The 12,523-nt window shown below is 69.2% G+C and carries 7 protein-coding genes and 4 pseudogenes; 2 read left to right on the top strand and 9 right to left on the bottom strand.

Translation table 11 applies throughout. From position 1 onward, the window contains the following. Positions 1-164 precede the first annotated feature (164 nt). Positions 165-575, top strand: a complete 411-nt coding sequence (locus ACODNG_RS14620; protein WP_434521890.1) for a MaoC family dehydratase — start codon at positions 165-167, stop codon at positions 573-575. A 364-nt stretch (positions 576-939) separates the two neighbouring features. Here ACODNG_RS14620 and ACODNG_RS14615 read toward each other — a convergent pair whose 3' ends face one another. The 9 genes and pseudogenes from ACODNG_RS14615 to ACODNG_RS14575 all read right to left on the bottom strand — a co-directional run bounded on the left by ACODNG_RS14615 (position 940) and on the right by ACODNG_RS14575 (position 10,947). Then, on the bottom strand, positions 940-2,001 hold the full coding sequence (locus ACODNG_RS14615) for a 3-oxoacyl-ACP synthase (protein WP_434521889.1): 1,062 nt from the start codon (positions 1,999-2,001) through the stop codon (positions 940-942). 131 nt (positions 2,002-2,132) lie between these two features. Beyond that, positions 2,133-3,315, bottom strand: a pseudogene (locus ACODNG_RS14610) (branched-chain amino acid ABC transporter permease). A gap of 175 nt (positions 3,316-3,490) precedes the next feature. Beyond that, positions 3,491-4,576, bottom strand: coding sequence for a branched-chain amino acid ABC transporter permease (locus ACODNG_RS14605; RefSeq protein ID WP_434521888.1), 1,086 nt, complete (start codon positions 4,574-4,576; stop codon positions 3,491-3,493). Beyond that, on the bottom strand, positions 4,573-5,271 hold the full coding sequence (locus ACODNG_RS14600; protein WP_434521887.1) for an ABC transporter ATP-binding protein: 699 nt from the start codon (positions 5,269-5,271) through the stop codon (positions 4,573-4,575). Before ACODNG_RS14600 ends, ACODNG_RS14605 begins: the two co-directional genes overlap by 4 nt. Continuing rightward, positions 5,268-6,180 (bottom strand): annotated as a pseudogene (locus tag ACODNG_RS14595) (ABC transporter ATP-binding protein). Before ACODNG_RS14595 ends, ACODNG_RS14600 begins: the two are co-directional and overlap by 4 nt. Then, a complete protein-coding gene (locus ACODNG_RS14590; protein ID WP_434521886.1) occupies positions 6,180-7,601 on the bottom strand; it encodes an ABC transporter substrate-binding protein in 1,422 nt (473 codons plus the stop codon). The pseudogene ACODNG_RS14595 and the gene ACODNG_RS14590 overlap by 1 nt, the downstream one beginning before the upstream one ends. Before the next feature lie 169 nt (positions 7,602-7,770). Beyond that, positions 7,771-8,473, bottom strand: a pseudogene (locus ACODNG_RS14585) (helix-turn-helix domain-containing protein). A 55-nt stretch (positions 8,474-8,528) separates the two neighbouring features. Further along, positions 8,529-10,139 (bottom strand): class I adenylate-forming enzyme family protein, encoded by a 1,611-nt coding sequence (locus ACODNG_RS14580; RefSeq protein ID WP_434521885.1) that lies wholly within the window; start codon positions 10,137-10,139, stop codon positions 8,529-8,531. 1 nt (position 10,140) lies between these two features. Beyond that, complete coding sequence (locus tag ACODNG_RS14575; protein WP_434521884.1) at positions 10,141-10,947, bottom strand: alpha/beta fold hydrolase; 807 nt, start codon at positions 10,945-10,947, stop codon at positions 10,141-10,143. A 118-nt stretch (positions 10,948-11,065) separates the two neighbouring features. Here ACODNG_RS14575 and ACODNG_RS14570 point away from each other — a divergent pair. Next, positions 11,066-12,428 (top strand): annotated as a pseudogene (locus tag ACODNG_RS14570) (phosphoribosylamine--glycine ligase). Positions 12,429-12,523: the final 95 nt, after the last annotated feature.

Below are 12,523 nucleotides of genomic sequence, written 5' to 3'. Positions count from 1 at the left end.
ACTCCGTTGAGATTCGATTCGCCGGACAGATCTTCGTCCGAAATCGCTACTCGCTGAACCGAACGTCGGGTTCGGCTCCGTCTCGTCTCCGTCGAACCACCTCCAAGGCCACGGGTTCGAGGCTGAACCACGGGGTTGAGGCCCCGGCGGCGCGACCAATCGGTATGCCAGTCGCGACGGTCGGCGAGACGGCCACGCACGAGGTACCGATCACCGAGGAGACGATCGAGACGTTCGCGGCGCTCTCGGGCGACGAGAACCCGATCCACCTCGACGACGAGTACGCCGCCGAGACGATGTTCGGCGGCCGCGTCGCGCACGGGATCCTCTCGGCCGCGGTTGTCTCCGGCGCGCTCGCGCGGCTCTCCGGCGACATCGTCTACCTCTCGCAGGAGCTGTCGTTCGAGAAGCCGGTGTTCCCCGGTGAGACGGTCGAGGCGACGGTCCGCGTCACCGACGACCTCGGCGACGACCGGCTCGCGGTCGAGACGACCGCGACAGTCCCCGAGCGCGATGAGCGCGTCCTCTCCGGCGAGGCGACGGTGCTGTCGGTGCCGCACGGAAACCCTGAGTGACCGACGGCGGTAGATGTCCGACAGATACGGTTTATAAATAAGCGACGGGTCGAGGCGGTGGCGCGCGCCGACGAACGCCCGAAGGGCGTGAGTCGCACGCGCGAGGGAGTCGGCCGACCGCAGGGAGGCCGACGAGGCTGGGGAGGCGTGAGGTGCGGTTGTTGTGCGGGGCGGGACTCAAAGGGGCAGCCGGGAGGCGGGGGCTTTGGAGGTGTTCGTCGTCGATCCGCGGTCAACTATTTATAAGCGAGCGGCTGGGGCTTTGGCGGTGTTCGCCGTCGATCCGCTATCGGTTATTTATAAGCGAGTGGCGGAGTTTTTGGCGGTGTCTGCCATCGATCCACGGGTAACTATTTATAAGTTGTCAGCCGCGCCACCGAACTACGGTCGCGGACCAGGTGTAGCCGGTGCCGGCCGCGAGCAGGCAGACGAGGTCGCCCGGTTCGAGCCGACCCGTCTCGACGCCCCGTTCCAGCGCGAGCGCCTGGTCGACGCTCTGGACGTGGCCGTACTCGTCGAGGTAGTAGCCGTCGCTCGCGGGGTCGAGACCGAGTTCGTCGAGGACGCGCCCGTGGAACGAGCGCTTCATATGCGTGAGCGCGACGAAATCGAGGTCGTCGCGGTCGAACCCCGACCGCTCTAAGGCGGTGTCGGCGACGGAGAGGTACGCGGGCAGCGACACCGGTCCCAAGCGTTCCTTCATCCCCTCGGGGTCGGGGACGTCGAGCGCGTGGAGCCCCTCGCGGACCGTCTCCTCGCTCGGCGGGCGCTTCGACCCGCCCGCGGGCATCACCACGTCGTCGGCGAACGACCCGTCGGTCTCGGCCGCGCTGGCGCGGACGGTCGCCCGGGCGCGGCCGTCGAAGGGCGCGGCGTCGGCGCTTTCCCCGCCGTCCGACTCCTCTCCCGCCGCCTCGACGACGAACGCGCTCGCGCCGCTGCCGAAGTTGAACATGAAGGAGCTGTCCTCGTTGCCGTAGTCGACGAGGTCCTCCTCGCGGCTGGCGGCGACGAGCAGCGCCGCCTCGATCGGTTCAGTCTCCAGTTGGGCGGTGATCTGCCGCAACGCGATCGGCGCGCCGGCGCACAGTGTGTAGCTCTCGGTCGCGTACGCGTTGGTCGCGCCCAGCCGGTCGGTGATCGCGGCCGCCGCCGACCAGACGACGTGGTCCTTGTACTCGGAGCCGTGGTAGACGACGACATCGAGGTCGGCGGGGTCCACGTCGGCGTCCGCCAGGGCGGCCTCGGCCGCTTTCACCGACATGTCGGTGGCGTGGTCGCCGTCCGGCGGGCAGACGCGCTTCTCGCGGACGCCCATCTTCTCGACGACGACCTCCTCGGGGATCCCGCTCTCGGCCGCGATGGTCTCCCCCGAGATGGTCTCGTCCGGGACGTACGTCCCGATGCCGGTGATCGAGACGGTCATGCTGCTCCTCCGCGTCGCGTTCGGTCCGTTCCGTCGTGTCGCGTGGTTTCGGTCATGGTTCGTGTGTCAGATCTCCGGTTCGCCGCGGCGAAAGCGCGCGTCGAGAGCCGCTGAGCCGCGGGCCCGCGACGCTACCGGAGGTAGCGCCGCAGGTGGTCCGGGAGCCGCTTCCCGACGGTGCCGCCGAGCCGGTCGCGCAGCGTCCCGAGGATGCCGTTCGGGACGAACAGCACGAACAGCACGAAGACGATCCCGAGGTACAGCGGGGCGCGGCCGTCGACCGCGGTGTTGACGAACAGTTCGAGGCTGACCCCGAAGAGGTCGGCCTCGAGGACGCTCGCCGGGAGCCCCTCGCGCAGCAGCGTCGCGATCCCGCCGCTCTCGGTCGAGAGGACGTCCTCTAACCCCTGATTGAACAGGGTCCCGTAGATCGGTCCCGCGAGGGTGCCGAACCCGCCGACGATCGTCGTGATCAGCGCGTCGGCGGTGACGAGGAAGTAGAACGTTCCGTCGGGCGCGACCGACCGCGAGTAGGCGGCGAAGATGCCGCCCGCGATAGCTCCGAAGAAGCCGCTGACGGCGAACGCGGCCAGCTTGAACCGGTAGGTCGCGTAGCCGACGGCGCGGGCGCGCTCCTCGTTCTCGCGGATCGCGATCATCACGCGCCCGAACGGCGAGTGAACGATCCGCTGCGATCGCGAAGTAGCAAACGACGACGACGATCCCGAGCGCGTAGTAGGAGACCACCGTCGCCGAGAGGTCGATCCCCAGCCCGAGCAGGTTCTCGACGCTCTCGCCCGTGAGCCGCCCGACGTCGAGACTGAGCGCGTCGACGTAGGGGACGCCGATCGCCAGCGCGTCGCCGCTCACCGTCGCGCCCTCGGTCGGGTTGCTCGAGATGTACCCCCACGAGCGGATCAGCTCGTAGATCACCTGCGCGAACCCGAGCGTGATCATCGCGAAGTAGACGCCCGTGAGCCGGAACGACACCGACCCGATGACGAGCGCGAGCAGGCCGGCCAGCACCGCGCCCAACACGAGCGTGATCATGAACGGCGTCCCCCCGGGGATCCCCGGCACCTGCCCGTTCGCGGCGAGGACGACGAAGTACGCGCCGGTGCCGTAGAAGGCTGCGTGGCCGAAGGAGAGGTAGCCGGTGTAGCCGCTGACGAAGTCGAAGCTCATCGCGAACAGCCCCATGTACAGCACCACGACCATGAACGTGACCGCGGGCAGGAACGCCTCCGCGAACGGGGCGACCGGCGTCGCCAGCAGCGCCTCGTAGACGAGCGGGTACAGGAGGAAGCCGAAGATTACGGCCGCGTGGACGGCGTGGTCCCGAAGGTACTCGCGGAGGCCGCCGGTCGCGGTCGACGGGGCGATCGGTGAGTCCGCGTCGACCGGGACGTCCTCGTCAACCGATTCCTCCTCGTCGACCGATTCCTCCTCGTCGACCGGGCCGTCTCCGTCGACGGTGGAGTCGGGGTCGCTAATGGCCCCCCACCTCCTCGACGCCGTAGAGCCCCTGCGGGCGGATGATCAGCATCACCACGAGCAGGAGGAAGATGGTCACCTCGGAGAGACCGGGGAAGGTGACGATGCCGGTCGTGAACAGCCACGTCGTCACCGAGTCGGCGATCCCGACGATGCCCGCCGCGACGAGCGTCCCGGTGAAGCTCCCGAGTCCGCCGATGATGACGACGACGAACGCGTACAGCAGCACGTCGATGCTCAGGAGGACGCTCGGTCCCCAGATCGGGTCCCACATCAGCAGGACGCCGCCGACCGCGGCGAGGCCGGTGCCGACGCCGAACACGACGGTGAACGCCTGCCGCACGTCGACGCCGAGCGCCTGAACCATCTCGGTGTCCTCGCTGCCGGCGCGGATGTACAGCCCGTACAGCGTCTTCGTCAGGAACGCCCACACCGCGACCGCGACGACCGCGCCGATCGCGATCTCGAAGAGGTACAGCCGCCTGACGCCGACGCCGAACAGCTGGGTCCGACCCAGCAGCACGTCCGGGGCGGTGGCCATCGGCGCCTGCCACTGCGGGTCCGGCTGGATCCCACGCAGCGTCAAGACGATCCGGGCGACCTCCTCGATGATGAGCGAGACGCCGAACGTCAACAGGATCTGGTAGGTGGGCGTGCGGTCGTAGATCGGTCGGATGAGCGCCACCTCCATCGCGCTGCCGGCGGCGGTGGTGACCGCGAACACGAGCGCCAACGCGACGAAGAAGACGAGTATCGTCGCCAGCGTCCCGGTGTTTGCGCCGACAACGAGGACGAGTACCAGCCCGCCGAGGTACGCGCCGACCATCGCGACCGCGCCGTGCGCGAAGTTGAGCACGCCCATCAGCCCGAAGACGAGCGTCAGGCCGACCGCGATGGTGAAGTACACCGCGCCCTTGCCGATCCCCTCGGCGAGCACGCGGGTCGCAGTCTGAAGTCCGTCGACCGCGCCACCGGTCGCGAGCAGCGCGGTCGGGTCGACGGCGGACGCGAGGGCTGCGGCGTCGACGGCCGCGGCGAGGGCCGCGGCGTCACCGACGGCGGCGAGCGTTCCGAGGCTCATGCCGTCAGGTACCTCCGGATTCGTTCGTCCTCGCTCGTGACGCCGGCCGTCTCGCCCTCCTCGACGACGACGCCGTGGTCGACGAGGTAGAAGCGGTCGGCCAGGTCCATCGCCAGCCGGAAGTTCTGTTCGACGAGGACCATCGTCGTGTCCGCGGAGGCCGCGCGCAGCGCCTCGACCACGTCCTCGACGATCTGGGGCGCCAGCCCCTCGCTCGGCTCGTCGACGAGCAGTAGGTCGTTGTCGCCGACCATCCCGCGGGCGATGGCGAGCATCTGCTGTTGCCCGCCGCTTAAGTCGCCCGCCTCCTTGTCCGCGAAGCGGTCGAGCGCCGGGAACAGCTCGTACGCCTCCGCGATCCGAGCGTCCGGATCGGCGGCCGAGTGCGCGGCGACGCGGAGGTTCTCCGCGACCGTGAGATGTGAGAACACGCGCCGCTCCTCGGGCACCCACCCCATCCCGCGGGTGGCGATCTCGTGTGGTTCCATCCCTGTCACGTCCGTCCCGTCGAACCGGACTGTCCCCTCGCGGGGCGGCGTCAGCCCGAGCGCGGTGCGGAGCGTCGTCGTCTTCCCGACGCCGTTCCGACCGACCAGAGCGACGATCTCGCCCGCTTCGACCGACAGCGACAGCCCCTGGAGGATGTGGCTCTCGCCGTAGTAGGTGTGGACGCCGTCGAGTTCGAGGGCCGTCACAGCGACTCACCTCCGGCGCTCGCGCGGCGCCCGCCGTCGGCGGCGGCGTCCTCGTCGCGGTCGGCGGCGTCGCCTTCGGAATCAGCTCCCGCCGCTTCGGACCCCTCGCGGCCGTACCCGCCGAGGTACGCCTCCTGAACGGCCTCGTCGCCGCGCACGTCCTCGGGCGGCCCGTCGGCGATCAACTCGCCGCGGTGGAGGACCGCGATCCGGTCGGAGATGTCCATCACCACCTCCATGTTGTGCTCGATGAGCATCACCGAGTGGTCCGCGGCCACGTCCTCGATCAGTGCGACGACGTCGTCGACGCCCTCGCTCGACACGCCGGCGGTCGGCTCGTCGAGCAGGAGGAGGTCGGGGTCGCCGGCGAGCGCGACGCCGATCTCGAGGCTGCGCTTCTCGCCGTGGCTGAGGTTCTCGGTGACGGTCTCGGCCTCCCCCGCCAGCCCGATCCGTTCGAGGATCGCGGTCGCCTCCGCGTAGTGGTCCTCGAAGTCGGCCACGTTGCGCCACAGCTTCCAAGAGTCGTTCCCGCGCCCGGCCTGCGCGGCCACCCGGACGTTCTCCAGCACCGACAGCGTCGGGAAGAGGTTCGTGATCTGGTACGAGCGGTGGATACCAGCCAGCGCCGTCTCGTCCGGGGAGGCCGCGGTGATGTCGAGGGCCGAGTCGGTCCCGGCCGTCCCGGCGGAGCCCGCCCCCGCGCCGCCCTCGCCCGGCGGAATCGAACCGGATGCGTCCGTCAGAAGGCTCCAACACGCCCGTGAGCAGGTTGAAGAACGTCGTCTTCCCCGCGCCGTTCGGGCCGATGATCGAGCAGAGCTCGCCGGTCTCCAACGCGAAGTCGACGCCGTCGACGGCGGTGATGCCGCCGAAGCGCTTCGTGAGCCCCTCGGTCTCCAGCAGCATTACAGCGAGCAGCTCGCGTCCTCTTCGGGCACCATCACGTCCTCGGCGTCGAGCCGCTGCTCCGGCTCGCCGGGCATGATCGGCGCGTCCCAGGTCTCGGCGTACTCGTCGCTCGTCGGCACCGGCCACGCGACCGTCATCTGCGAGGCCGCCTGGTTGTTGTGTTCCTGGAACGTGTACGCGTCCGCGCCCTTCGGCGTGTCCGCGACGGTCATGCCGCGCAGCGCGTCGGCGATGTCGGCGCCGTCGGTCGAGCCGGACTCGCTCACCGCCTGCGAGAGCGCGGAGGCCATCGTGAACGTCCCCGAACTGAACAGGTCGGGCACGATGCCGTACGCCTCCGTGTCCATGTCGATGAACGCGTCGTTGATCTCGTTGTCGTACTGGTTCCAGTGGTAGCGCGTGGTGAACGGGCCGAGTCCGGCGTCTCGGACGTCCTGCGCGGTGAAGTCCTCGCCGAGCGCCGACTCGATCGTCCCGCCGATGAGCTGGGTGGTCAGCAGCGCCGCGAAGCCGCCGAACACCTGGATGTCGTACGACACCGCGGCCGAGAGGAACTGCGGCAGGGTCGACGCCGTGAAGCCGCCGACGACGCCGGTCGCGCCGTCGGAGATTGCCTGCTCGAAGAGCCCGTCGAACTCGGAGTACCCCTGCTCGACGAACCGCGGTTCGAGGACGTCGACGCCCTCGGCCTCCAGCACCTCGGTGTAGTTGTTCGCGACCCCTTGCCCGAACGCGTTGTCCGACGCGAAGATAGCGACGGTGTCGATGTCGAAGTTCTCGGCGACGTACGTCCCCCCGGCGCGCGCGTCCATCGCCGTGTGTTCGCTCGCGCGGAACGCCAGCGGGTGACAGAACTCCTCGCTGACGGTGATGTCGGCGTCGGCGGCGGGACCGATGAGGAACGGCACGTCGGTCTCGTCGACGACCGTGTCGATCACGCGGCGCGCGCTGTCCGACGACGACGCCCCGAACAGCACGTCGACGTCCTCGTCGACCACGAGGTCGGTCGCGACGCTCTGGGCCGTGTCCGGGCTGAACCCGGTGTCCTCGACGATGATCTCGTAGGTCGGTCCGCCGTCGGGTTCGACCGTGTACGTCCCCGGCGTGGCCTCCTCGATCGGGTCGAGGTCGTGTTTGTACGCCAGCCCGGAGTAGAACCCGCGGAGACTGATCTGCCCGTAGTACTGGAGGTCCCCGGAGGTCGGCTGGATCGCGCCGATCCGAATCGTCTCGCCGGAGAGGTCGCCGCTCCCGCCGTCCGATCCGTCGCCGCCGCTGCCGTCGGAGCCGTCACCACCGTCCGATCCGTCGCCGCCGTCTCCGCCGCCGGAACAGCCGGCAAGTCCGGTGAGTCCGGCCGCGCCGACCGCGGCCCCGGTTCCTCGCAGATACGCTCGCCGTGTGTGTTCGTCTCGCATACACTATCCGAGGATGGACACCACCATGAAGGGCCGAGTTAAGATGTTAACTGCCGACGCGAAATCGGTAGACAGCGGCGCAACGGCGCGTCTCGGCGTCGTTTTCGCGCGTTCGATGCCGTCACCGCGGCATCAGTGACTTCCCGTTCCGGCGATTTTCGCCCGGCGCCTACTCCAGTCCGTCGAGCGCGGCGACGACGCTGCGGAGCAGCTTCTTCTCGCCGCGGCGCATATTCTTCGAGACGGCCGCGGTCGAGACGTCGAACTCGTCGGCGAGCGTCGACAGCGTCGCCTCGCGCGGCGACTCGAAGTAGCCCGCGTCGGCCGCGGACTCGATGGTGTCGCGCTCGACGTCGGTCAGGTCGCGGCACGCGTCCAGCATCGTCGAGGCCGCGTTCGCGTTCCGCATGGTGTCGAACAGCGCCTCCATCGAGAGTTCCGACCGGTCCTCGACGACGAACTCGTTGCCTTTCTCCAAGTCGTGAAGCGCCGCCTCCGTCGTCGCCTCGTCGTCGAACCCGACCTGCCAGCGCTCGGAGCCGTCCTCGATCAGGAACGGGCCCGTGATGTAGCCGCCGTGGTCCGTGATCGTCGACATCGCGTTCGTCTCCTCGATGACGGTCCGGATGATCGCGGTCCCGTCCTCCTTCGAGAACTGGCTGTACTCGGCCATGTTCTCGTGGTCGCGGAGCGCGGCGAGCCCCTCGCCGAGTTCGTACCGGTCCGGCGACTCGACGAGCAGCCGCGTCTCCAGCTGTTCCGCCGCGGTGTCCAACTGCCAGTCGCATGGCGGAGAAGGAGACGTCGTGGTCGGCGGAGGTGTCGATGAACGGGCAGTCGAACTGCTCCATATCCATCGTGACGTCGAGCATGCCACCTCCTTATCCCCCGCGTATATAATGGTTGTTCCTGTAGAATACGCGGCGTCTACTCGCCGAACCGCTCTTTCAGCGCCGTCCGGTCGATCTTCGAGGGACCCGAGGTCGGCATCTCGTCGACGAACGCCAGCTCCTTCGGGACCGCGTACCGGGCGACGCGCGAGGCGAGGTGCGACTCCACGTCGTCGAGCGCGAGCGACTCGTCGCCGACGAGTATCGCCTTCCCGACCGTCCCCCACCGCTCGCTCGGGACGCCGATCACGACCGCCTCCTCGATCCCGGGGTGGTCGGTGAGCGCGTCCTCGACGCGGGGCGGGTAGACGTTCTCGCCGCCGGAGACGAACATGTTCTTCTTGCGCCCCTCGATGTGGTAGTACCCGTCCTCGTCGACGCGCGCGAGGTCGCCGGTCGACACCCAGTCGCCGAAGGTCGCCGCCGTCTCCTGCGGTTCGTCCCAGTAGCGGTCAGCCGCGGCCGGTCCCGCGAGTTCGAGCTCGCCGACCGTGCCGTCCGGCACCGGTCCGTCCTCGTCGACGATGCGCGCGTCGACCGCGAGCGCCGGGACGCCGACGCTCCCGGTCTTCTCCGGCGGGAAGCCGTCGGGCATCGCGAAGTTGTTCGGCCCGCACTCGGTGAGTCCGTACCCCTGCGATATCTCGACGCCGCGGTCGCGCCAGGCCGCGATGACTCCCTCGCGGCAGGGACCGCCGCCGCTCTTCACGAACCGGAGCGAGGAGAGGTCGGTGTCGCCCCACTCGTCGTGGCGGGCCATCATCCGCAACACCGCTGGGACCGCGACGAGCGTCGTCGCCGACTCGCGCTCGACGTCGCGTAGGACGCGGCCGGGGTCGACCTCCGGACTCAGCAGGATCCGTCCGCCCATCTGGAAGAAGGGGACCGTGAGGACGTTCCAGCCGCCGGTGTGGAACATCGGGAACACCATCGGGGTCACGTCGTCCTCGCGGAGCCCCCACGCGGTGATCGTGTTGAACGCGTTCCAGCGGATCGCGCCGTGGCTGATCACGGTCTCCTTCGGGGTCCCGGTCGACCCCCCGGTGTGTAAGAAGAGGTGCGGGTCCGCGAGCGAGACCTCGGCGGTCTCGACGGGCGAGCCGTCGACGGGCAGGTCCCGCGTGTACGGCCGCCACGCGTCGTCGCCGTCGGTCGGGATCGAACGGACCGCCGGCTCGACGTCGGCCCGCTCTAAGGCGTCGATCACGTCGCCCTCGAACGGCGTCTCGACGAGGAGCAGTTCGGGGTCGACGGTGCCCAACACGGCCGCGAGGTCGCGCTCTGCGAGGCGATGCGAGAGCGGCGCCAGCACCGCCCCGGTCTTCCCGGTCGCGAAGAACAGGTCGACCAGCTCGACGCGGTTGCGCGAGACGACGGCGACGCGGTCCCCCGTCTCGACGCCGGCGTCGCGGAGGAAGCGCGCGGTGCGGTTGGCGCGCTCCTCTAACTCCGCGTAGGTGTACTCGGCGTTCGCGGCCGTATCGGTGACGGCGACGCGGTCCGGCGAGAGGCGAGCGCGGCGGGCGGACAGCGAGCCGACCCATTCGTAGCCGCGGTCGCCGTGCGGGTGCGGCCGGGGGTCGGCGTCGGACTCGGCTCCGGTGCCCTCCGTACGGTCGTCGCTCCGCGGGTCGTCTTCGGTCGCCATCTCAGGCGACCCCGCCAAGGAAGGTCCGGATCCGGTCGTTGACGCGCTCGCGCTCCTCGATGAAGAAGAGGTGCGGTCCCCCCTCGAACAGCTCGACCTCGGCGTGCGGGAGGCGCTCCGCGAGCAGGTCGGCGTTCTCGACCGGAAGCACGCGGTCCGCCGTCCCGTGGAGGACGAGCGTCGGTACGGACAGGTCGCCGAGCCGGTCGCTCGCGTCGAACGCCGCCACCGCCGCCGCCTGCGCCTCGCGACCGGCCGGCGTCGCGTCGCCCGCCAGCCGCCAGTCGACGATCCGGTCGACCAGTTCCGGCTCCCGTTCGTAGAAGCCGTCGGAGACCGCCGGCTCCATCAGGTAACGGACCCGCTCGCGCGGGTCGGCGTCCTCGGGCGCGGAGAAGATGTGTTCCTGGACCTCCGGCGGCGTCTGTGCCGCGTCCTCGCCGCCGGGGGAGGTACAGAGCAGCGTCAGGGAGGCGACGCGGTCGTCGGCGAGCGCCAGCTCCTGGGCGATCATCCCCCCCATCGACGCGCCGCAGACGTGGACCGCGTCGACGCCGCGATCGTCGAGGACCGCGGCCGCGTCGGCCGCCATCTCGCTTATCGTGTACGGACCCTCTGGGGCGTCGGAGTTCCCCGTTCCGCGGTTGTCCGGGCGGAGGACCTCGTAGTCGTCGGCCAACGCCTCGGCCAGCCACCGCCACATCCACCGCCCGTACCCGAGGCCTTCGAGCAGCAGCACGGTCGGTTCCGTCGGGTCCCCGTCGACGGCGTAGTCGATCGCCACGCCGTCCCGTGTCACGCTTGGCATACCCGGATCGACCACGCGGTCCTCCATCAACCCGAGCGTTAACGTTTCAACCTCTCCCGAGACGACCGGAACGCGCACGCCGGAACACACTCAAGTTCCTCCCCGACGACGCCCCCGCATGGACACCGCCAACTTCCTCTTCGTCTCGGCCGACGCGGCGCTGATAACGGACCTGGCGTGGCAGGTCAGCCGCGAGGGCCACGCCGTGAAGTACTACATCGAGTCGGAAAGCGACCGAGAGATCGGCGACGGGTTCGTCCCGAAGACGGACGACTGGCGCGCCGAGGTCGACTGGGCCGACGTGATAATATTCGACGACATCTGGGTCGGCTCCGACATCGGGACCGGCGCGCTCGCTGAGGAACTCCGCGAGGAGGGCAAGGCCGTCGTCGGCGGGACGCCGAACACCGACCGCCTCGAGGAGGACCGCGGCTACGCGATGGAGGTACTCGAAGACCACGGCGTCAACACCGTCGAACACCACGTCTTCGACAGTTTCGACGCGGGGATCAAACACGTTCAGGAGAACCCCGCGCCGTACGTGATCAAACCGCTCGGCGAGGTCCAGAACGTCAAGCGCCTGCTGTACGTCGGCAACGAGGACGACGGCGGCGACGTGGTCGACGTGCTTCGGGCGTACAAGAAGGCGTGGGGCCACCGGATGAAGGGGTTCCAGCTCCAGCGGAAGGTCGAGGGCGTCGAAGTCGCGATCTGCGGCTTCTTCGACGGGGACGAGTTCGTCGACCGAGTCAACTTCAACTTCGAGCACAAGAAGCTGTTTCCAGGGAATATCGGCCCCTCGACCGGTGAGATGGGGACCTCGATGTTCTGGGCCGGACGGAACAGGCTGTTCCAAGAGACGTTCGGGAAACTCGAAGGCTGGCTCGCCGACGAGGGGTACGTCGGGAGCATCGACATCAACTGTATCGTCAACGAGACCGGGATCTATCCGCTGGAGTTCACGCCCCGGTTCGGCTACCCCACCATCGCGCTTCAGGAAGAGTCGATCGAGTCGTCCACGGCGGAGTTCTTCTACGACCTCGCGCACGGCAACGGTCCCGACCCGGAGGTCCACGGCGGCTACCAGAATCGCCGTCAGGGTCGTTCTCCCGCCGTTCCCGTTCGACGACGAGCAGACGTACGACGAGAACTCGCGGAACGCCGCGGTCGTCTTCGAGACCGAGGACCGGGAGGGGAGTCACGCGAGCGGAGCGAGCGTGACGTCGTCAGGGGACGCCCCTGACGGAATCCACCTGGAGGACACGAAGCGGGTCGACGGCCAGTGGCGCGTCGCCGGCGAGAGCGGGATACCCCTCGTCGTCACCGGAAAAGGCGAGACGATGCAGGCCGCACGCGAGCAGGCGTACGACCGCGTCGACGACGTCGTGATGCCGAACATGTACTACCGCGACGACATCGGCGAACGGTGGGTCGGGGGCGACGGCGACCGGCTCCAGGCGTGGGGATACCTCGGCCCGTGACGCCGTAGCGAACCAGACACACCGGCGACACCGACGACTCCCGACTTGCGTCGACGACCCCGGCGACACCGACGACTCCCGACTTGCGTCGACGA

It is taken from the genome of Halorubrum sp. AS12 (assembly GCF_051122765.1).
Lineage (GTDB): Archaea > Halobacteriota > Halobacteria > Halobacteriales > Haloferacaceae > Halorubrum > Halorubrum trapanicum.
This window is presented reverse-complemented; position numbering and strand designations above follow the sequence as displayed.